Here is a 22619-nt window from a genome sequence, read left to right on the forward strand (position 1 = left end):
GATGCCGACGCCCCACCCGGCGATGCGCCGCCCCTTGCTGACTCCGTTGCTGCGCCACTCGCGCGATGCGGTGCTCGCCGCCCTCGTGGTGCTGCTTGCGCTGCTGGTGGCTGCGCTCGTTCTGGGTGGTGGTGTCACCGCCGAGGACGGCATCGCCAGCGAGGACGGGGCGCGGATCGAGCCGGTCGCGCGTATCGGGTTCGCAGCGCCCGCCCAGGTCGCCCCCACGCCGCCGGTCGGCGAGCCGGTCGAGCCGTGCGTGGACCCGAACTCCTTGTTCCCGATCTGCGGTACGACGGCCCAGGCGCCGTCGGACACACCCACGTCCCCGACCCCCGCTCCGGCGCCGGCCCCGTCGCCCGACCCGCCTGCGCCGTGTGACGGGGAGGGTTGTCTGCCGCCGCTCGCCCCGACCGGGCCCGCCGATTCGGACGGTCCGCCCGGACCGGGTCCCTCCGGGCCGGGCGAGAGCACCGACGCGCCGTGCGGGTTCACCGACATCGGTGGCTGCATCACCAACGCGATCAACGGGTTCTTCCGCGGGATCGTCACCGCCGCGCTCAACCCGCTGCTCGACCTGCTGTCGAACACGCTGCTGACCACCCCGACGCCGCAGGACCTGCCGCAGCTGGCCGGGTTGTGGTCGAGCTCGTGGCAGATCCTGCTCGCCTGCTACGGCCTGCTGATCATCCTGGCCGGGGTCCTGGTCATGACCCACGAGTCCGTGCAGACCCGGTACTCGGCCAAGGAGATCGCGCCGCGGCTCGTTGCCGGTTTCCTCGCCGGCGCGCTGAGCATGTGGGCCGCCACGAAGGCCATCGAGATCGCCAACGGCGTGTCCCGGGCGGTGCTCGGCGCTGATCTCGATGCCGCGAGCGCCGGGGACGCGTTGCGCGAGATCGTCCTGGGCTCACTCGGCGACGGCGGGATCTTCCTGATCCTCATTGGGCTGGTCCTCGCCGGGATGCTGGTCGCCCTGCTGATCGGGTTCGTCATCCGCGTCGCCCTGACCGTCATCCTGATCGCCGGGGCACCGATCGCGCTGATGTTCCACGCCCTGCCCCAAACCGAGCACATCGCCTACTGGTGGTGGAAGGCATTCGGCGGCTGTTTGGCCATCCAGGTCGTGCAGAGCCTCACCTTGATCACCGCGATGCGGGTGTTCCTCACCCCCGGTGGGTTCACCCTGCTCGGCCCCAACAACGACGGCCTGGTCAACCTGCTCGTCGCCTGCGCGCTGATGTACATCCTGTTCAAGATCCCGTTCTGGGTGCTCGGCTCCATCCGCGGCGGCGGGGGCGGGCGCTCGTTCGTCGGGTCCCTGGTCCGCGGTTTCATCGCCTACAAGACCTTCGGTCTGCTCTCCGGCAGAAGCCGTGGCGGCGGTTCGACGGCGGGTCGGTCGGGGCGCGCCCGCTCTTGGACCGCATCGGACGGGCAGGCCGGCGGGGAGCCCGACCCGAACGCGAGGGTGCGTTCCACCCCGGACGGGCAGTACGTCCTGCCGCTGGGCGGTCTCCACCGCACCCGCCCGGACCGCACCCCGACACCCGGGCCGGCCACAGCCGCCGCGGGTCGGCGGGGCGGACAGGGCCGCCAGCTCGCGCTGCCACTCGGTGAGGACTGGCCGGAGAACCGGCCCGTCCTGGGTCGCGACGGCCAGTACCGGCTCCCGCTCGACGTCACCCGTGTCCCCCGCCCACCGGCGCCCTCCGGCCCGAGCGCGGCACCACCGTCGTCCCCCGGCCGGGGCCGGTCGCGCGCGGGAACACAGCTCGAGCTGCCGCTCGACCCGTACCGGGGCAACCGACCCACCCGCTCGGGGCAGTACCCCCTCCCGCTCGGCGACCTCCGCCGCTCCCGGGCTGCCTCGGCTCCCCCGGCTGCTCCGATCCCGGTGCGACGGCGACCGTCCGGGCAGCTGGAGCTGCCGTTCGACCCGTACAAGGCGAACCCGCCGCTGCGGTCCGGGCAGTACCCCCTGCCTTTCGACGATGTGGCACCGGTCCGACGGCCCACGCCTCCGGCTGCGCCGGTCCCACCCGCAGCCATCCCGGCCCGACGCCCCGCCGGGCAACTCCGCCTCCCGCTCGATCTGCCCTCCCGCGCAGGAACCCCGCACCCCACCACCCCACCCGTCCCGACACCGACGGCGAGACCGGCGCCGCACCCACCGGTGGCCGCGCCGCGGAAGCCGCCGACGCCCCGCCGGGCGGCGCAGAGCGGCCGAGACGGGACACCGCCGACACCGCCCGGCGCGTCCGCGCCATCGGCTCCACCCGTTCCGCCCGCTCGGCCCACCACGGCGCGCCGGCGCCGACCCCCGTCCGGAGGCAAGTCATGAACTCGAGTGTCCGCATCCCCGCCGACGTCGATATGCCCGACCGGGTCATGGGCCCGCTGACCGCGCGGCAGCTCACCATCCTCGCCGCCACCGCCCTGCTGCTCTACCTCGCCTACGACCTCACCCGCCCGTTCCTCCCTGCGCCGCTGTTCGGTGTCGCGGCCGTCCCGATCGCCGTGCTCATGGTCGCGCTGGCCCTCGGGCGTCGCGACGGGCTGAGCATGGACCGGATGCTGCTCGCCGCCATCCGACAGCGAGTCGGCCCGCGGCACCTGGTCACCGCCCCCGACTCCGTGCACGACGCACCAGGCTGGCTCACCGCCCACACCCGCAACCCCGGCCCGACGGGTACCGCGGGCAGGCACTCGGGGCTGCCCGCGCCCGGAGCGCTGCGGCTGCCCGCCAGCTCGGTCGACGACCCCGGCAACGACGCCGGCGGGGTCGGTGTGGTCGACCTCGGGACGGACGGGCTCGCGGTGATCGCCGCCGCGTCGACGGTCAACTTCGCGCTGCGCACCCCGGCCGAGCAGGAATCGCTGGTGGCCACCTTCGGCCGCTACCTGCACAGCCTCACCGCGCCCGTACAGATCCTCGTCCGCACCCACCGCCTGGACCTGACCGGCCAGATCAACGAGCTCCACGCCCGCGCCGCCGACCTCCCGCACCCCGCGCTGGACGCCGCCGCCCGCGAGCACGCCGAGTTCCTCGCCCACCTCGCCCGCCACACCGACCTGCTGCGCCGCCAGGTGCTGCTCGTCCTGCGTGAACCCATCGGGCCCGCCGCCGCAGCCGACGGCTTGGGCGGGCCGACACCCAGCGCGGTCCTCGCCTCGCTGCTACGCCGCCGTGTCGGTGGGGGTCGAACCGGTGGGACCGGTGCGCGTAGCGCGGGTGATCCCGCCCGGCGGGCGGCGCAGGCCCGCGTGGTCCGCCGCCTCGGCGAGGCGGTCGACCTGCTCGCCCCGGCCGGGATCGTGGTGACCCCGCTCGACGCCGACCGGGCCGCCGCGGTCCTCACCGCCGCCTGCAACCCCGCCTCGACCCGACCTCCCGCACCCGAGATGGCCCGACCCGACGACGTCATCACCCGCAGCACCCCCGACACCGACATCTCCCCGAACACCGGCGCCTCCCCGCACCGCCGGACCACAGCCGCACGCGAACGGGCCCACCACACGCCCTCCCGGGAAAGGCGACCCGAACAGCCCGTCGCCGACTGGGACGACCTCGACGACGACGGCTGGGACTACCCCGGCGACGACGTGGACGACGATCTCGCGGCGATCACCCGAGGGGGACGGCGATGAGCCGACAGACCGATGTGGTGGCGGGGTTCGCGCCGCATGCGGTGACCGTCGGGTCCCGGCACCTGGAGGTCGACGGCGACTGGGTCGCGACGTTCGCGGTGGTCGGGTTTCCCCGCGAGGTCTACCCCGGCTGGCTCGCCCCGCTGCTCACCTACCCCGGCCGCCTCGACGTCGCCACCCACGTCGAACCCATCGACCCCGCCACCGCAGCGAGCCGCCTCAAGGCCCAACTGGCCCGCCTGGAGAGCGGGCGGCGGCACACCGCCGAGCACGGCCGCCTGATCGACCCCCACGTCGAGGCGGCCACCGAGGACGCCTACGACCTGTCGTCGCGGGTCGCCCGCGGCGAAGGGAAGTTGTTCCGGGTCGGCATCTATCTCACCGTGCACGCCCCGACCGAACAGGCACTCGCCGACGAGGTCGCCGCGGTGCGGGCGCTGACCTCCAGCCTGCTGCTCGACGCCAAACCCACCACCTACCGCAGCCTGCAGGGCTGGGTGACCACCCTGCCGATGGGCCTGGACCTCATCGGGATGCGCCGCACCTTCGACACCGCCGCGCTCTCCGCGGCGTTCCCGTTCACCACCCCCGACCTGCCCGCGCCCGACCCGACCTCGATCGCCGCCCCCGAAGGGGTGCTCTACGGCTACAACCTCGGCTCCCAGGGCCTGGTCCACTGGGACCGGTTCGGCCTCGCCCTGCACAACCACAACTCGGTCATCCTCGGCCGATCCGGGTCCGGAAAGTCCTACCTGGTCAAGCTCGAAGCGCTGCGGTCGCTGCACCGCGGCGTCGAGATCATCGTCATCGACCCGGAGGACGAGTACGCCCGCCTCGCCGCCGCGGTCGGCGGCAGCTACGTCCACCTCGGCGGCGACGGGGTCCGGCTCAACCCGTTCGACCTGCCCATCCACACCGCACCCGACGGGCGGCGCAGCGCCCCACCCGACGCCCTCACCCGCCGCTGCCTGTTCCTGCACACCGCCCTGTCGGTGCTGCTCGGCGACGTCCTGACCGCCACCGAACGCGCCATCCTCGACCGCGCACTGCTCACCACGTACCAGCACGCCGGGATCACCGCGGACCCACGGACCTGGCTGCGGCCCGCCCCGACACTGCGGACCCTGCGCGACGTCCTCACCACCACCGCCACCGGCGAGGCCACCAGCAAAACCATCTCGGCCGATCTGGCCGCGCGGCTGCACCCGCACGTCGACGGCGTGTTCAACCAGCTCTTCGACGGCCCCACCACCACCGCTCCCGACGGGCACCTGGTCGTGTTCAGCCTGCGCGACCTACCCGACGAACTCAAGGCCATCGGCACCCTGCTCACCCTCGACGCCGTCTGGCGCCGGGTCAGCAACCCCACCGCGCGCCGGCCACGGCTGGTCGTGGTCGACGAGGCCTGGCTGCTCATGCGCGAGACCGCCGGGGCGGAGTTCCTGTTCCGGATGGCCAAAGCCTCACGAAAGCACTGGGCCGGGCTGACCGTCGCCACCCAGGACACCGCCGACGTCCTGGGAAGCGACCTCGGCAAGGCCGTCATCGCCAATGCCGCCACCCAGATCCTGCTGCGCCAGGCAACCCAGGCCATCGACGAGGTCACCCGCGTGTTCGACCTCTCCGCCGGAGAACGCCAGTTCCTGCTCTCCGCCGACCGCGGCCAAGGTCTGCTCACCGCCGGCACCCAACGCGTCGCGTTCCAGGTGATCGCCTCACCGAACGAGAACCACTGGATCACCAGCAGCCCCGCCGAACTCGCCACGCACGACCCCGACGACCTCGACCTCGACTCCGAGGTCGGCTCCGGGCCCGGGCCGGCCGCCGGCCGCGGTGGGTGGATCCAGCTCGACGCCGCCTGAGCCACAGCCCGACCCGAACCAGTCCCGTCACCGAGCCCTCACGCTCCTGGAGAGGACCGATCATGTCCGGACCGCCCCCACCACCCGCCCCGCCGCCCATCGCACCGCCGTTCACCGGCGGCCCGATCGGGGACTACCTGCGCGACCCGCTCGGCACCGTGCAGGACCTCTTCGACACCGTCGCCGGATGGGCCTCGGTCTGGGGTCCGCTGCTGGTACCCGCGCTGGCCCTGGTGGGCGCCGCCGCGCCGGCCGGGCACCGCCGATGGATGCGGCGCCGCCACGACCGGCTCGTCGGCGACGCCCGCCAGATCACCATGCTCGCCCCACCCGACGTCGACCCCGCGGGCGGGGAGGCGTTGTGGTCGAACCTGGTCGGGCTGCTGCGACCGGCCTGGCGCCGCACCGTGTCCGGACAGCCCCATCTGGGGTGCGAGTACCTGTTCTCCGACACCGGAGTCACCATCCGGCTCTGGGTGCCCGGCTCGGTCCCGCCCGGCATGGTCGAGCGCGCGATCGAGGCCGCCTGGCCCGGCGCGCACACCCACACCGGCCCCGCCGAGTCACCGCTCCCGACGCCGCGCCCCGGCCGGCGCCGCGTGATGACCGGCGCCGAGCTGCGCCTCGCCCGACCCGAGGCGCTGCCGATACGCACCGACTTCGACGCCGACCCGATCCGCGCCCTCATCGGCGCCGCCACCGGCCTGCGCCCTCACGAACACGCCTGCGTCCAGGTCCTCGCCCGCCCCGTCACCGGTGCTCGGGTCGCCCGGGCCCGCCTGGCCGCGCGCCGGCTGCACTCCGGGACCTCCCCGTCGGTGGTCGGGCGGCTGCTCGACCTCCTCACCCCCGGCATGCCCACCGGCCCCCGCGCATCCGGCTCCCGCACACCGGGCGCGGCCGGGCGGAACCCCCAGACCTCGCTGGAGCACTCCGCGCTCAACCGCGCCGTCATCGGCAAGGAGCACGGCTCCCAATACGAGACCGTGGTGCGCTACGCCGTCGCCCTCGAACTGCACGCCGACGCCGACGAGCACTCCCGGCGCGCCGCCCTCGACGTCGCCCGCGGACGGGCACACGCCCTCGCCGCGTCGTTCGCCTCCTACACCGAACACAACCGCTACACCCGTATCCGGATCCGACGCCACGTCGACGCCGTGCTGACCGGGCGACGGCTGCGCCGAGGTGACCTGCTTTCCATCCCCGAGCTGGCCGCGATCGCGCACCTGCCCACCGACGACTCCGTCCCCGGCCTGCACCGCGCCGGAGCCCGCGCCGTCGCCCCACCGCCCGGCATCGCCGCACCCGGACCGGACAGCAAGCCGCTGGGGAACAGCGACACCAACCACGAACGCCCCATCGCGCTCCGCGTGCCCGACGCGCGCCATCACCTGCACGTCATCGGCGCCACCGGCTCGGGCAAGTCGACCCTGCTCGCCACGATGATCCTCGCCGACATCGACACCGGCCGCGGTGTGGTGCTCATCGACCCCAAGGGCGACCTCGTCACCGACATCCTGTCCCGGATGCCCGCCGCGGCGGCGGACCGGGTCGTGCTGTTCGACGCCGACAGCAAGACCGTCCCGCCGTGTCTCAACCCGCTGCACGGCGGGGAGACCGACCTGACCGTCGACAACGTCGTGTCGGTGTTCCGGCGGGTCTACTCGGCGTTCTGGGGACCCCGCACCGACGACGTCATGCGCGCCGCCTGCCTCACCCTGCGCACCCAACACGGCGTCACGACGCTGGCCGACCTGCCCCGCCTGCTCACCGACCCCGCCTACCGCGACCGCGTCACCGCCGCGGTCACCGACCCCGTCCTGCGCGGGTTCTGGGACTGGTACGACACCCTCACCGACGCCTCCCGGTCGCAGGTCATCTCCCCGCTGATGAACAAGCTCCGGGCGTTCCTGCTGCGCCCCTTCGTCCGCGACGCCCTCGCTGCCGGGCCCTCCACCGTCGACATGAACGAGATCCTCGACGGCGGTATCTGCCTCGTCCGGATTCCCAAGGGCTCCCTCGGTGAGGAGACCACCCGCCTGATCGGGTCGCTGACCGTCGCCGCCGCCTGGCAGGCCACCACCGCCCGCGCCGCCACCCCGCAACGCCTGCGCCGTGACGCCGCGCTGGTCATCGACGAGGCCCACAACTTCCTCAACCTGCCCTACCCCATCGAGGACATGCTCGCCGAAGCCCGCGGTTTCCGCGTCGCCCTGACGTTGGCCCACCAGCACCTCGGGCAGCTCCCTCGCGAGCTCCGCGAGGGACTATCCACCAACGCCCGCTCCAAGATCTTCTTCAACTCCGGCCCGGAGGACGCCCGCGAGCTGTCCCGCCACACCGCACCGCGCCTGGGCGAGCACGACCTCGCCCACCTCGGCGCCTTCCACGCCGCCGCCCGCCTGGTCCTGCACGGCGAGCAGACCGAGGCGTTCACCCTGCGTACCAACCCCCTGCCCCCGCCCACGCCCGGCCGGTCCCGCGAGATCCGCGCCGCCGCCGCCTCGCGGCAACACCGCGCCCGGAACAACCAGCCCGGTGGGCGCCCGACCGCCGATCCGACCCAGGTCCGCGACGTTCCCGCCTCGCCCCCCGGCCCCTCCAGGCGACGCCCCGACGACCGGCCGGCGGCCGACCGGCCGCCCGCACCGGTGATCCACGGCGACCCGCGCCGCCGCTGACCGCACCACTTCCTCGCACCGGTTATCGCACGCCGCCCTGCCCGACCCCGGCACCCTCGGAAGGACATCGTCATGTCGATCACCCAGCACACGCCGCAGCGGGCGCTGCGCAGCGCCGCACCCGGCCAGGCCACACCGCGCTGCGCGAACACCGCCGAACACCAGGCCCGCCTCGCCTGGCGACTCACCCCACGGGACCGCTGGATCATCCGGATGCTGCACGAGCACCGCGTCCTGACCTCCACCCAGATCACCGCGCTCGCGTTCCCCTCCTACCGCTCGGGCACCCAACGGCTGCGCGAGCTCTACCTCTGGTCGGTGATCGACCGCTTCCAGCCCTTCGCCTCCGTCGGGACCGCACCCATGCACTATGTCCTGGGCACCGCCGGCGCCGCCGTCCTCGCTGCCGAGGAGGGCCTCGAGGTCAAGGACCTGGGCTACCGCCACAACCGGGCCTTCGGCGTCGCCCACAACCTGCGCCTGGCCCACCTCGTCGGGGTCAACGAGTGGTTCACCGCCCTCATCGCCGCCACCCGCCACGTCACCGCCCGACACGACAACCGGGCCGACGGCTCGGAGCCGGGCAGGGACACCGCGGTGGGCGCCTGGTGGTCCGAGGCCCGCTGCGCCCGGCACTTCGGCGACCTCACCAAACCCGACGCCTACGGCCGCTTCCACCGCGACGGCCGACACGTCGAGTTCTTCCTCGAGTTCGACCAGGGCACCGAAGCCCTGGCCAAGCTCGCCGGGAAGCTCGCCGGGTACGCCGCGCTCGCCGCGGCCACCGGCATCACCACCCCGCTGCTGATCTGGCTGCCCACCGCGCGACGCGAGGCCAGCGCCCGGCGCCAGCTACACCGCATCTGGCAGGGGCTCGACCAACCCGACACGGTGCCGGTCGCCACCGCCGCCGCCGGGCTCCTCGACCCCCACGCCGCGCACCCCAGCCCCGCCGACCCCGTCTGGCTCCCCCTGCACATCAGCCCGGGCGCCACTCCGGCCGGCGCCGGCGCGAGGCTCCCGCTGCACCACCTCGCCGAAGCCTGGCCGAACGTCCACCCACCCGAATCCGCCGCGCACCCCAGTGACAACCGAGGCGGCGCCGACGGGGCGGACGGGAACCCACCCGACCATGGACGCGACACCGGGACCCGGGCGGAGCAGCCCCACCGGCTCGCCCCTCCGCACCCCATGCCGCCCGTCGGGTCACGCCACGCCGCCAGACCCCGAAGGTGACCGACCGATGGCCACGAAGATCGGCGCCGCCGCGCTCGCCGCAATCTTGCTCATCCCGCTGCTCATCGCCGCCGCCCTGGGCTCGATGATCACCTCGCTGTTCGGCCCGAGCGGCCCCAGCACCGCAGCGCTCGCCGACATGCCCCCCGACTACCTCAACCTCTACCGGGCCGCGTCCGGCACCTGCCCCGGACTCGACTGGACCGTCCTCGCCGCCGTCGGCAAGGTCGAGACCGACCACGGCCGCTCCCCGCTGCCCGGTGTCCGCGACGGCGAGAACGCATCCGGCGCTGGCGTTATCTCCGGGTCGGCGCAGGCGCCGAGTAACGTGAGGAACGCGGTCGACACGCCACGTGCCGGTGAGGTATCCGCAGGGTGCGAGTCATGATCGTCTACGGTTCCGCCTTCATGATCATGAAGTTTCGAGCCGAGCGCGTGGTGCTGCCGCCCGATGACGCCACAGCCTGGGTGGTGGTCGACGATGACTTCGGGCTGCACGTCGAGGCGTGCGCGTTCCTTGCGGGCCTGCGCGGGTTGGACCGCTCGGTGAAACACCGAGCGGGTCTATGCCGGGCGGGTCGCGGTGTTCCTGTCCTGGTGCGCGGCTGAGGGGCTTGGCTGGACTGGGCGATGCCGCGGCTGGACCAGCTGGTGGGGTTCAAGCGCTGGCTGGTGGTCGAGCCGTTGCCCGCGCGCCGCGGCGGTGCCGGGCCGACGCGGTACCGGTCGCCGGGGACCGCGGACGCGATCTTGAGCACGGTGTGTGAGTTCCTGCGGTTCTGCGCACGCCACGACCTGGTTGACCCGACGCTGGTGCGGCGGCTGCACGAGCCGCGCCATCTTCGGTTCCTGCCCCCTGGCTATGAGGCCGGTGAGGACGAGCAGTTCCGCACGGTGCGCTCGCGGGTGCTGCGGTTCGCCACCGCCGAGGCGCCGTTTGAGTTCCTGGAGCCCGAACAGATCGCGCCGCTGCTCGCCGCCGCGGGCAACCCGCGGGATCGGTGCCTGGTGGCGTTGATCGCGATGACCGGGATCCGGATCGGTGAGGCGCTGGGCCTGCACCGCGAGGACATGCACCTGCTCACCGACTCCCGCGACCTGGGCTGCCCGATCGGCGGGCCGCACCTGCACGTGCGCCGCCGCCCGGGCAACACCAACAGCGCGTTGGCGAAGTCGCGGTTCCCGCGGTCGATCCCGGTCCCGACCGAAGCGATCGACCTCTACGCCGACTACCTGCACGAACGCGCCCACCGGCTCAGCGACCCGGACGTCCCCGACGGCGGGGGAAACCCGCTGGTGTTCGTCAACCTCTACCGGCCGCCGCTGGGCCGTGGCATGGGCTACGGGAGCACGAAAGAGATGTTCGACGGGCTCGCCGAGCGAACCGGGATGACGGTGCGCCCGCATCTGCTGCGCCACACCGCCGCGACGACCTGGCTGCGCCAGGGCACCTCGCGCGACACCGTGCAGCAGTTGCTCGGCCACGCCTCGCCGGTGTCGATGCAGCCTTACCTGCACCCGGACGAGGCCGACAAGCGGGCCGCGGTCGAGACCGGCGCGGCATGGGCGCGGACATGACGGGCGCGGACGTGACGGCCAGGATCCCGCGCAGGCGGGCGGGCCCCGGCTCGGGGCTGACAGTGATCTCCGGGCAGGCGACGGCCGAGCCAGCGCCGAGCGGTGTGTCGAGCGTTGATCGGGATGCCTGGACGGCGTTCCTGGAGGAGCGGCTCGCGCCGGACTGGCGACCCGAGGAGTTCGACCCCGAGACGTGGCTGTTCACCGGGGACCCGGACAACCCGGCCACCACCTCGACGAGGTGCCTGGTCGCGCGCTGTGCTGCGGTGGTCAACTCCCGCACGCTCTGCGGTGGCTGCGAGCGGGCGCTGGCGAGCAGCGACGTGACCCGGGTGGCCTTCCTCGCCACCCACCGGCCGGTCAAGCCGCGGTCGGCCCGGTTGACCGGGCAGACCTGCGTGGTGGCCCGCGACGGCGTCGGCTGCGAGCGGCGACGGATCAGCAATCTGTCCGGGTTGTGCAACTCCCACGGCAGCGCGTGGTTTCGCTACCGCGACGGCGGCGGCACCCTGACCCTCGCGCGGTGGCGCGACCAGCACGCTCGGCCGCTGCCTGCAGTCCCGGCCTGTCAGGTGCCCGGCTGCGCCCACGACGCCACCGCCCACGACGCCACCGCCGAGGTGGGCGCAGGAGCCGCCGGCGGTGATCTCGGCAGCGGTGATCTCGGCGGTGGCGATCTCGATCGTCGTCCCGGTGCCGGGCAGGGGTTGTGCAGCGCGCATCGGCGGGCGTGGCGGCGCAGCCAGTCCGGACGGGCGCGCGCAAGGCAGATCCCGCCGCAGCAGTGGGCGCGCCGCTGGCAACGCCTCGGTCACGGTCACCAGTTCAGCCTTGCCGCGCTGTCACCGGTCCTGCGCCGCGAGCTGCTCTACGCGCTGCAACAGCGCGACGGCCAAGGCCACAAGATCGACCCGGTCGCGATGCGCGCCCTGGTCACGTGCCTCACCGACCCCGACGCCGATCCTCACCCCACCGGTCTGGGTGCCGGGCTCGGCTCGTTGACCGAGCGGACCTACGAGCAGCTGGTGGTGGGGTTGCCGCGCAACGGCGCGGTCCGCGCCTACGCGCGGATCCTGACCCGGATCGTCGGATTGGCGTTCGAGCAGTTCCGCGGCGTCACCCACACCGACGGTGATGTGTGGGACTGTCTGGCGCTCGACCTGGCTGCGCCTCGCGCCGGGCGCCGGGCGAACCTGACCACGGTCGACTTCACCCCGATCCAGCAGCAGTGGTTGCGCGACGCGGCCAAGCAGTGGGCGCACACCGTGCGCCCGGACGGGCCGAAGCTCGCCCGGGCGGTGCAGGCCTGCACGCTGGCCTCACACGCCCTGGGGCAGCGGTCCGGCGGGGGTCACCGGCCGGGCGAGTTGTCCTTCGCCGACATGACCGTGGTGTTCGACGCGTTCACCCGCGCCGCCCGCCCCGACGGGCAGCGCTACAACAGCCACTTCCGGCGCGGGCTGTGGGCACGGCTGCACGAAGTGCTCGACTTCGGCCGCGCCACCGGCGAGCTGGCCGAGCTGGCCGCGACGTTCCACCGCCGCTCCACCCAGTCGATCCGCAGCGACGAGGTCAACGAGGACGAACTCGGCAAGGCCGTTCCCGAGACCGTGATCGCCCAGCTCGACGCGCACCTCGACCTCTGGCAGCACGGCCACCGTCACGGTCGGTCCTGGACCGAACGCGACTCGGCGGCGCTGTTCGCCACCGCTTATCAGGTCCTGCGCGACACCGGCCGGCGCCCCGGGGAGCTGGTGACGCTGTCCGCGGACTGCCTGGAGATCGACGGCGACCAGTACGCGCTGGTCTACGACAACCACAAGCAGCGTCGGCTCCGCCGCCGCCTGCCGATCACCACCGATACCGCGCGGATCATCGAGCGCTGGCAGGACCACCGCGGCCAGCTCGACCTCCCCGACTCGAACCGCCGCTGGCTGTTCCCCGCACCGCACGCCTCCGCGGGGCCCGGGCACCTCACCACGATCCGGTTGGCCACCGCGCTGCGCCGCTGGGTTGCTGCGATCCCCGCCCTGCACAGTGACCTCCCCGGCCCCGACGGCGCACCGCTGCCCTTCGACCGCGCACTGATCTACCCGTATGCGTTCCGGCACTCCTACGCCCAACGCCACGCCGACGCCGGGGTTGGCGTCGAGGTCCTCAAGGAGTTGATGGACCACCGCGACCTGAGCGTCACCCAGGGCTACTACAAGGTCGGGCTCACCCGAAAGCGGCAGGCCATCGCCATCATGAGCCGCTACGTCCACGACCGGACCGGGCACCGGTGCTCCGGGCCCGGCCTGGCCACGAGCACGACCACAACCACGAGCACGACCACCGGCACCGCGAACGGCTCGGTGACGAGCTACGAGCTGCGATCGGTGGCGGTGCCGTTCGGCAACTGCATCGAGCCCTCCAACGTCAAGGCCGGCGGCAAGGGCTGCCCGATCCGGTTCCAGTGCGCCGGCTGCGGCTTCTACCGCCCCGACCCGTCCTACCTGCCGGCCATCGAGGAACACATCAACGCGCTGCGCGCCGACCGAGAGACCGCGCTCGCCCTGGACGCCGACGGCTTCGTCACCCGCAACCTCGCCGACCAAGCCGACGCGTTCGGCCACGTCGCCGCCGCCATGCGCGACCGGCTCGCCGCGCTGCCCGACGATGAACGCGCCGAGGCCCAGCAGGCCAGCACCGTTCTGCGCAAGCTCCGCGCCGGCCAACGCACCGGCCTGACGCGCACGCTGCTGCCGCTCACCGTCAAGGACCAACCGTGAGCATCCACGACACCGGGGCGACCACCGTCCCGTCCGCCACCTCGGAGACCGACGGGGCGACGGTGTCGCGCAGCGCCGAGGCGATGCTCGCTGCGCGCCATCGCGACAGCGCCGCGAAACGCGCCCGGGTCCTCGCCACCCTGGACGTCATGCTCGCCGACGGCGACCCCATCACCGCCGCTGCGCTCGCCCGCCGAGCGCAGGTGTCCACCTGGCTGGTCTACGCCCCCGGCATCCGTGACGCCGTCGAGAAGGCGCGCGACCGGCAACGCGGCACCGCCGACACCGCCGCGTCCGACACCCTGGACAACCCGTCTCGCAGCGACACGGCCGCCGTCGCCACGTTGCGGACCGACCTCGCGCTCGCCCGTGCCGAGATCACCCGGCTGCGCACCGACCGCGCGGAGCACGCCGACCAGCTCCGCCGCGCGCTGGGCACCCAGCTCGACACCCGCACCAGGTCCGATCTCGTCGCCCGCATCGACGAGCTCACCCGCACCAACACCGCGCTGTCCGCGGCCGCCGCCCGGCACGAGTCGATCATCCACGAACTGCGCGCCCAGATCACCACGCTCGAGGACGACCTCGCCGCTGCACGCACCAGCCTGCGCCGCATGATCCGCGCCGAGAACCAGCCCCCGACACGCTGAGGCAAACCGTGCGCTCGACACACGCACACCGGGGACCGGGCCTGGCCGGCACCGATTGCGCACCGCCCAATTCTGTCGCAACCGTCCGGAGGTGACCGACCATGTCCACCGCAACCAAGATCGCCGCCGCAGTTGCCGCCATGATCCTGCTGCTCGTCATCGCCATCATCGGATCGCTCGCCGCACTGCTCGGCGCCGGTCTGGGCGGCACCTCGGCGCCGAGCCAGACCGCGCTCACCGACATCCCGCCCGAGCAGCTGGCCCTCTACCAGCAAGCCGCGACCGTCTGCCCCGGCCTGGACTGGACCGTGCTCGCCGCCATCGGCAAGGTCGAGTCCGACCACGGCCGCAGCACCCTGCGCGGCGTCCACACCGGCGAGAACCCCTACCGAGCCGCCGGCCCCATGCAGATCATCCCCACCACCTGGGACGCCATCCTCGCCCGACACCAGATCCCGCCCGGCGGCGCCACCCCGCCCTCGCGCTACAACCCCCACGACGCCATCCACGCCGCCGCGTTCCTGCTCTGCGACAACGACGCCCGCACCGACCTGCGCGGCGCGGTCTTCGCCTACAACCACGCCGACTGGTACGTCGACCATGTCCTCGCCCGGGCCGACGACTACCGCAGCATCACCACGGGCACCGGCGCCCAGACCAGAGGGTGGACCGACGAGCAGGCCACCCTGCCCGACCCCACCGGCACCGGCGGACAGCTCACCCCGCGCATGAACACCCTCTACCAGACCCTCGCCGCCGCCGGCGCCACCCGCGGCGGCGCCACCTGCTGGGACCCCCACCTGCACAACCCCACCAGCGACCACCCCCGCGGCAAGGCCTGCGACCTGTTCTACAAGCCGAACGATCCGGCCGACGTCGCCTACGGCTGGACCGTCGCGAACTGGCTCACCACCGCCCAAGCCACCTACGGCATCCGCAACATCATCTGGCAGGGACAGATCTGGAGCGCCCGATCACCCACCTGGAGCACCTACAACTCCGACGTCTACAACTGCCCCGACCCCGCCAACCTCACCGGATGCCACTACGACCACATCCACGTCTCCGTCTTCTGAGACCCTCGGGAATTGCATCCGGTGCAAGATCCACCCCTGAGCGCCCGATCGACGCCACCCAGTCCCGCTACGCCCGCGGCATCGTCCGCGCCGGCCTCCGGGCTCATGCGCTGGCTCCAGATCCTCGGTCTCGGCGCCCGCGCCGGCCGCGACACCGCCCTCATGGGCCTCGCCGCCCGGCTTCCCGCGGCCGTGTTGAGCCAACTACTCGGAACCAGCATCAGCTGCGCCACCGACTGGACTGTGGTGGCTGGCAACACCCGGCCCGGCTATGCGGCCGAGGTTGCCCGACGGCATCCCACGTGACGACGGTGAGCCGAGATCCCGAAGGAGGCGTTCCGGCCCGGCCGGAAGCGCCCTCCGTTACACCGAGACCTTGTCGAGGTCGGTCGGCGACGGGGCAGCCGATCCGGCGCCCTGCGCATCAGCCGACGCAGATCGACATCACGGTCGGGTCCACGACGAGCGCCCGCTTGTCCATGCGCAGGTCAGGGGGACGGACCGTCCCGGATCAATGGTTGCCTGAAGGTCAACATTTCTGGCGAGTATCGTTGACTCAACGACAACCAATAAGAAGGGTGGTGTGCATGGAGATCGGTGGAGTGTCGGAGGTCGCCCAGGCGCTGAGGGTGTCCCGGCAACGGCTGGCGAAGCTGCGCGAGCGCAGCGACTTCCCTGCGGCGCTGGGCGATCTCGCTCAGGGGCCGGTCTGGGACCTCGCGGTGATCAGGGCCTGGAACGGGTCGGGCCTGCGAACGTCCGCCGCTGGCCGGCCTCGCTCCGCGGCGGCCGACCAGACCCTGGGCGGCCGGTTCCTGCTGGAGGAGAGCATCGGCAGCGGCGGGTTCGCCGACGTGTTCCGCGCCTACGACCGGAAGAACTCCGGCTCGTCGCCGGAGATCGTCGCGGTCAAGATGCTGCGCAACGTCCACCTGGCCGATCCCGACATCGTCGAGCGGTTCCGTCGCGAGCTCGGGCTGCTCGAGAAGTGCAGCCACCCGAACGTGATGACGGTGCTCGCGTCGGGAGAGACGTCGGGCGGTGGTCACTGGTTCGCGATGCCCCTGGCCCAGCAGAGCCTGGCCGACGAGATCGAGGAGTTCGCCGGTCAGCCGGCCTTGATCCTCGACGTCATGAAGCAGGTCTGCGCCGGCCTGACCTATCTCCACGATCAGAGCATCCTGCACCGCGACCTCAAGCCCGACAACATCCTGCGCACCGCCCAGGGCTCCTGGGCGATCGCCGACTTCGGGTTGGCCGTCGAGGTCGAACGCGCCACCCGGCTGACTCCGCACACCAGGTTCGGGATGGGCACCGACGACTACTCCGCGCCCGAGCAGCTGCGCAACGCCTACGACGCCACCGTCCAGTCCGATGTCTACGCCCTGGGCAAGGTGCTGCAGCACCTGGTGACGGGCGATTTTCCCAACAGCGCCGCGGTCCCCAACAGCATCTTCCGGTCGGTGATCGAGACGGCGATCTCCCCGCGCCCGGCCGATCGCCACCCCTCCGCAGCCGCGTTCTGCGCCGCGGTCGAACGCGCGGTCGCCTCACTCGACAACAACCGCCCCGAGCTGCCGAACGACACCGCCGCCCGGTTGCTGGCCCGCGTCCGGCTCCCCAAGCCCGAGGCGACCGCCCTCGACGAGCTGATCAGCTGGGCCGCGAGCCTCGACGAGGACGACGAGGAGGACATGGCCGCCCTGACGAGGGTGCTGCCCTGGATCCGGCCCTACGCGATCCGGATGCTCTGGCAGAGCAGGCCGAGCGCGTTCAGCAACGTCTTCTCCCGCTTCACGGGCTACATCGCGAAGGCGGAGTTCTCCTTCGAGTTCTGCGACGTCCTGGCCGACTTCTGCCGCCACGCCGTCGACGCCACCCGCGACCTGCGGATCCTGCGCGAAACCACTACGGCCCTCTGCGAACTCGGAGCCCGCTACAACCGGTGGCACGTCCGCAGCACGGTCGCGACGATGCTGCAGGGCGTCCGGACCACCGAGCAGGCCTGCGCCGCCGTCGAGGGACTCACCGCCGCCTCCGAGGGGGCCGTCCGCTGGACGGTCACCGAGTTCACCCTGCGCAGCCTGCACCCCCACCTGCGCCACCACGTCCAGAACTACTTCGACGAGAGCACGACACCCGGCTGACTCGACCTCGCTCCCCTGAACCGACCCTGCTCCCCGCTCCGGGTCCCGCGCTCACCCCGACCTCCTTCCCCGAGGGACACGCCATGACCTTGTCCAACAGCGACATCGCCGAGTTCTTCACGACCTCCGCACCCGTCATTGCCTCGAACGACCAGCTGCGCGATCCCCAGCGCGACGGCCACGCCGCCGCGGTCCGCTACTTCGCCGAGGGCGGCACTCGCGCGGTCGAGCGCATCCCGGTCGGCTGCGGCAAGTCCGGGTTGATCACGCTGCTGCCCTTCGGCATCGCCCGCGGCCGCGTCCTGGTCATCGCGCCGAACCTCACGATCAACAAGCAGCTCGTCACCGCCTTCGACGCGAGCACCCCGAAGTGCTTCTACCGGTCGTTCGGCGTCCTCAACGACTTCACCTCGGGGCCTTGGATCACCGCCCTGGACGCCAGCGCCAACCAGAGTGATCTCCCCGGGGCTCACGTCGTCGTCACCAACATCCACCAGCTCGCCCGGCAGGGCGGGCGCTGGTTGCCGACGCTGCCCGACGACTTCTTCGACCTCATCATCAACGACGAGGGCCATCACGCGGCCGCGACCAGCTGGGTCGAGGTCTTCGCGAAGTTCCCCCGGGCGAAGATCATCAGTCTGACCGCGACCCCGTTCCGCGCCGACAACCAGCCCGTCGAGGGCGACCCGATCTTCAGCTACCCCATCGCCACGGCGATCAAGAAGGGTTACATCACCTTCATAACCTCGATCAACGTCGCCCCTACCAAGCTGACCTTTTGCTACGGCGACGAGGGCAACACCAAGGAGCACTCGCTCGAGGAGGTGCTGCGGCTGCGCGAGAGGACCTGGTTCAGCAAGGGCATCGCGCTCTCCGAGCCCTGCAACGTCTCCATCGTCGACGCCTCGATCCAGATGATGGAGAACCTGCGCGAGGGCAGCCAGATCAAGCACCAGATCATCGCCGCCGCCTGCTCCATCGACCACGCACGCCGGGTCAGGGCTCTCTATCAGGAGCGCGGGCTGACCGCCGCGGAGATTCACTCCCGCATGCCGCAGGCCGAGCGGGACCGCATCCGGCAGCGGCTCGAGAACGGTGAACTCGACGTCATCGTCCAGGTCGACATGCTCGGTGAGGGCTTCGACCATAAACAGCTCTCGGTCGCGGCGGTCTTCCGGCCTTACCGCTCGCTCTCGCCCTACATCCAGTTCGTCGGCAGGGTGATGCGCGTCAACCGGCCCAACACGATCGGCCACCCCGACAACCGCGCCGCCATCGTCAGCCACGTCGGTCTCAACATCGAGAAGCTCTGGGACGACTTCAAGCTCATCGACGAGCAGGACAAGATCCTCGTCGAAGCCTGGCTCAACAGCACCGACACACCGCCCGCACGCACCGGGTCGACCTCCACCACCCGCGTCCCGGTCAACGCGCGACTGCGGGTCGAGCACGAACAGATCCTCGACCAGTTCCTCACCGAGGACTACCTCGACGTCCCCCTGGAGGAGCTCCCCGACCGCGTCATCGACGCGCTGCGCGCGCAGGGCATCGACCCGGACGCCGCCGGACTCGACCGCGACATCCTCATCGCCCTCATCGACGACCGCCGCAGCGCAGGGCATCCTGACACCCCGGTCGCCCAGATCGTCCAGCCACAGGCCAAGAGGAAGGCTCGACGGATCCTCCTGGCCGAGCGGACGAAGTCGGTGGCCAAGCGCATCTGCGACGCCGTCGGGCTCTCCCTCGCTGGCAAGAAGCTCATCGCGCGCGGGGGCATCAGCGCCAAGACCGACCTCGACGCGACGATCAGGCTGATGAACGTCGCGATCGACGACCACGTCGGCCGGCCGACCGGCACGCGCTCCGACTGGACCATCGAGGAGATCAACGAGGCGATGGACCACCTCGACGACATCGGCGACAAGGTCGAGGCCGACATCCGAACCAGGATCGCGTGATGCCCCGCGCGCCCCGCACACTCCTCCTGCGGCTGACCATCGAGACCGCCAAGCGGACCCGCAAGTGCTCCCGCAGCAAATCGCACGCCGTTCGGCCTGGAGAGCGACTGCTCCTCGTCGGTGAGCGCGGTCCCGCCGCCGGAAAGAAGGGCTACTGCGCCGCCTGCGCCGCCGAGATGCTCGCGGCGGCCCGAGACGAGATCGACGCCATCCGCAGCTCCGTTCAGCCCACCCCGGCAGATGCTGCGCCTCCGACGCCGGAGTGACTCCACCGGACGCTGGCCGACGCGCTTAGTGCCAATGGCCGAACCAGCGTCGAAGGCGAGGACCCTCCTGCTCGGACCCACGAGCACCTCGCTCACGTCGCTCACCCCTCGAACGCAATCTGAGCTGGCCGTATCGTCGTGACCCGGAGATAGCGGCCGGGCCCATGCAGTTCCTCGCGCCCACCTTCGCCGAGGTCACCACCCGGCACACCCTCCCTCCCGGGGGCGCCGACCCGCCCTCGCGGTATGTCCCACACGACGCCGTGCACGCCGCCGCGCACTACCTCTGCGACAACGGCGCCCGCACCGGCGACCTGCGGGCCGCCCTGTTCGTCTACAACCGTTCCACCGCCTACGTCGACCAGGTCCTCGCCCAAGCCGACACCTACCGCGCCGCCGCCACCGGCGCCCGCAGCGGCACCTGGCCCGCCGAGCAGGCCACCCTCCCCGATCCCACCGGTACCGGCGGGCGGCTCACCCCGCGCATGCACACCCTCTACCAGGCCCTCGCCGCCACCGGAGCCACCAGCGGTGGCGCCACCTGCTGGGACGCCCACCTGCACAATCCCACCAGCGACCACCCCCTCGGCAGGGCCTGCGACATCTTCTTCGACGCCGACGACCCCATCGACGTCTCCCGCGGCTGGCAGACCGCGAACTGGTTGACCACCGCTCAACCCGCCTACGGCATCGACTACCTCATCTGGTAAGGACGGATCTGGACCGCCCGATCACCGACCTGGGCCGTCTATCACTCCGACATCTACGGCTGCCCCGACCCCACCAACCTCACCGGATGCCACTACGACCACATCCACATCTCCGTTGACTGATAATATGCATAATTCCGCTGAATGCAAGATCCGCGGACCTATATCGCGGCCACCACCCGGTACCTGCGGTGACCGAGGTCGGCGTCGATTCTCTTCTATCGAGTGTTCTACCAGGCCGGACACCTCACGCCTTGCATCTGATGCAAGCTCCATGCACTTGATGCAAGGAGGAATCGTGGGAGTTGAACGGCTCGATATCGCTGGCGCGGCGCATCGTGAGCTGGCCGGGAACGTTGCGCATCTGCATCCGGAGCAGGCGATGTTCGAGGCAATGATCGCGGGCTGGTGCGGACAGCAGTCGGCCCGGCTGTTGTCTGTGATCACGATCGGACAGCGGGAGTCGGTGCTGCGCCGGTTCGCGCACTTCACCGGGACCTGGCCGTGGCAGTGGACGCCTGGTGATGTCGAGGACTGGGCCAGCGCGCTGCGCTCGGGTCCGTCGCCGTGCTCGCACGCCACGCTGCGCTACTACCAGAACTCGGTGGCCATGTTCTTGAGCTATGTCACCGACCGCCGATACGGGTGGTCCGAGGAGTGCCTGCAGCGGTTCGGCACACATCCGGTGCAGATCTGCCACGAGTGGAACACCGCACGCCACAGCGCCGATCACGAGGGCCGCCCGCAGGTGCGTCCGTTCACCCGGGTGGAGCTGCAGAAGTTCTTCGACTTCGCCGACGAGCAGGTGGAACGGGCCGACCGGCTCGGGCGCAAGGGCTCGGTCGCGGCGTTCCGCGACGCCACCCTGTTCAAGGTCATCTACGCCTACGGATTGCGGCGCAACGAGGCGGCGATGCTGGATGTCGCCGACTTCACCCGCAACCCCAAGGCGCCCGAGTTCGGCCGGTTCGGCGCCTGCAACGTCCGCTACGGCAAGGCGATGCGCGGCAGCCCACCCCGACGGCGCACCGTGCTGACGGTGATGGGCTGGTCGGTCGAGGTGCTCACGGAGTACCTCGAGCACATCAGGCCGCGCTACACACCCGGATCGCGTCCAGCGTTGTGGCCGACTGAGCGCGGGGGCCGGATCCGCGCGGCCTACATCGACACCCGGTTCGCCCAGTACCGCGACGAGCTCGGCCTGCCCGCCGAGCTGCACCCGCACTGCCTGCGCCACTCCTACGTGACGCACCTGATCGAGGACGGGTTCGACGCGTTCTTCGTCCAGCAGCAGGTCGGGCACCGCTGGGGATCGACCACCGCGCTCTACACCGGGGTCAGCGGCGACCACAAGAACCAGATGCTGCGCCGCGCCCTCGACGCCGGCCTCGCCGCCGGGCCCATCGTTGACGGCAGCGGCAGCGGCAGCGGCGACGGCCTCGACCGGCAGGACGGGGACCGCTGATGCGCACGGTGAGCTACACCTGGAACCTGCGCCGGCTGATGGCCGAGCACGGCATGTTCGCCACCACGGACCTGGTGCCGCTGCTGGCCGAGCGCGGGATCGAGTTGCACTACACCCAGGTCTACCGGCTGGTCACCGGCACGCCCGAGCGGCTGAACATGCAGGTCCTGGCCGCGCTCTGCGACATCCTCGGGGTCACCCCCGCCGAGTTGATCAGCACCGACGCGCACGAGGGCACCCAGCGCGCCCGCCGCGCCGCCGCCGGCCGAGCACCGAGCGGACCCGATCCCGCCGACGCGCCGCGCCCGGCCACCCCGACCCGGGCCCGGATCGTGCGGGAGCAGCCATGAGCATCGCCGAGTGCGCCTTCTGCGGCCGGGCGCGGCTGGTCAAAGACCGCGTCGACGGGGCGCCCCGCTGCGCGACCTGCCGCAACCGCGACCCCAAGACGTGGCGCGAGTGCGCCGGCTGCCACCGCGACCGCCCGGTCAACGCCCGCACCAGCGAGGGCGCCCCGCTCTGCGTCACCTGCTACGCCCGCCACCACGCCCCCCGCCACCGCTGCGAG

The 22619-nt window shown here is 72.0% G+C and carries 17 protein-coding genes; all 17 read left to right on the forward strand.

Translation table 11 applies throughout. The features are described from left to right. Window position 1: 1 nt before the first annotated feature. The 17 genes from FB558_RS30670 (at window position 2) to FB558_RS30745 (ending at window position 22401) form a co-directional block, all read left to right on the forward strand. Complete coding sequence (locus FB558_RS30670) at window positions 2-2344, forward strand: TrbL/VirB6 family protein (RefSeq protein WP_142059590.1); 2343 nt, start codon at window positions 2-4, stop codon at window positions 2342-2344. Then, complete coding sequence (locus tag FB558_RS30675; RefSeq protein WP_142059592.1) at window positions 2341-3651, forward strand: PrgI family protein; 1311 nt, start codon at window positions 2341-2343, stop codon at window positions 3649-3651. The genes FB558_RS30670 and FB558_RS30675 overlap by 4 nt, the downstream gene beginning before the upstream one ends. Continuing rightward, window positions 3648-5513, forward strand: coding sequence for a VirB4 family type IV secretion system protein (locus FB558_RS30680; protein WP_142059594.1), 1866 nt, complete (start codon window positions 3648-3650; stop codon window positions 5511-5513). The genes FB558_RS30675 and FB558_RS30680 overlap by 4 nt, the downstream gene beginning before the upstream one ends. Before the next feature lie 62 nt (window positions 5514-5575). Next, on the forward strand, window positions 5576-8194 hold the full coding sequence (locus FB558_RS30685; RefSeq protein WP_142059596.1) for a helicase HerA domain-containing protein: 2619 nt from the start codon (window positions 5576-5578) through the stop codon (window positions 8192-8194). Between the two features lie 72 nt (window positions 8195-8266). Beyond that, complete coding sequence (locus FB558_RS30690) at window positions 8267-9430, forward strand: replication-relaxation family protein (protein ID WP_142059598.1); 1164 nt, start codon at window positions 8267-8269, stop codon at window positions 9428-9430. Between the two features lie 7 nt (window positions 9431-9437). Beyond that, on the forward strand, window positions 9438-9818 hold the full coding sequence (locus FB558_RS44875) for a hypothetical protein (RefSeq protein ID WP_246106874.1): 381 nt from the start codon (window positions 9438-9440) through the stop codon (window positions 9816-9818). Further along, complete coding sequence (locus FB558_RS44100; protein WP_211366977.1) at window positions 9815-10039, forward strand: hypothetical protein; 225 nt, start codon at window positions 9815-9817, stop codon at window positions 10037-10039. The genes FB558_RS44875 and FB558_RS44100 overlap by 4 nt, the downstream gene beginning before the upstream one ends. Window positions 10040-10060: 21 nt before the next feature. After that, window positions 10061-11008, forward strand: coding sequence for a tyrosine-type recombinase/integrase (locus FB558_RS30700; RefSeq protein ID WP_211366978.1), 948 nt, complete (start codon window positions 10061-10063; stop codon window positions 11006-11008). Next, window positions 11005-13779 carry a site-specific integrase gene (locus FB558_RS30705; protein WP_170231608.1) on the forward strand — a complete coding sequence of 925 codons (2775 nt, stop codon included), beginning with the start codon at window positions 11005-11007 and terminating at the stop codon, window positions 13777-13779. Before FB558_RS30700 ends, FB558_RS30705 begins: the two co-directional genes overlap by 4 nt. Then, the gene (locus FB558_RS30710) at window positions 13776-14429 is read left to right on the forward strand and encodes a DUF6262 family protein (protein ID WP_211366979.1); all 654 of its coding nucleotides are present in this window, start codon (window positions 13776-13778) and stop codon (window positions 14427-14429) included. Before FB558_RS30705 ends, FB558_RS30710 begins: the two co-directional genes overlap by 4 nt. A gap of 101 nt (window positions 14430-14530) precedes the next feature. Beyond that, the gene (locus tag FB558_RS30715; RefSeq protein WP_142059602.1) at window positions 14531-15505 is read left to right on the forward strand and encodes a lytic transglycosylase domain-containing protein; all 975 of its coding nucleotides are present in this window, start codon (window positions 14531-14533) and stop codon (window positions 15503-15505) included. 587 nt (window positions 15506-16092) lie between these two features. Continuing rightward, on the forward strand, window positions 16093-17652 hold the full coding sequence (locus FB558_RS30720) for a serine/threonine-protein kinase (RefSeq protein WP_142059604.1): 1560 nt from the start codon (window positions 16093-16095) through the stop codon (window positions 17650-17652). Window positions 17653-17735: 83 nt separating this feature from the next. Next, complete coding sequence (locus FB558_RS30725; protein WP_142059606.1) at window positions 17736-19610, forward strand: DEAD/DEAH box helicase; 1875 nt, start codon at window positions 17736-17738, stop codon at window positions 19608-19610. Next, window positions 19610-19876, forward strand: coding sequence for a hypothetical protein (locus FB558_RS30730; RefSeq protein ID WP_142059608.1), 267 nt, complete (start codon window positions 19610-19612; stop codon window positions 19874-19876). Before FB558_RS30725 ends, FB558_RS30730 begins: the two co-directional genes overlap by 1 nt. A gap of 149 nt (window positions 19877-20025) precedes the next feature. Then, window positions 20026-20586, forward strand: coding sequence for a VldE C-terminal domain-containing protein (locus FB558_RS45570; RefSeq protein WP_342787604.1), 561 nt, complete (start codon window positions 20026-20028; stop codon window positions 20584-20586). 382 nt (window positions 20587-20968) lie between these two features. Then, window positions 20969-22051: a tyrosine-type recombinase/integrase gene (locus tag FB558_RS30740; protein WP_142059612.1), complete on the forward strand. Its 1083-nt coding sequence runs from the start codon at window positions 20969-20971 to the stop codon at window positions 22049-22051. Further along, on the forward strand, window positions 22051-22401 hold the full coding sequence (locus tag FB558_RS30745) for a helix-turn-helix domain-containing protein (protein WP_142059614.1): 351 nt from the start codon (window positions 22051-22053) through the stop codon (window positions 22399-22401). Before FB558_RS30740 ends, FB558_RS30745 begins: the two co-directional genes overlap by 1 nt. Window positions 22402-22619: the final 218 nt, after the last annotated feature.

This window comes from Pseudonocardia kunmingensis, assembly GCF_006716445.1.
GTDB lineage: Bacteria > Actinomycetota > Actinomycetes > Mycobacteriales > Pseudonocardiaceae > Pseudonocardia > Pseudonocardia kunmingensis.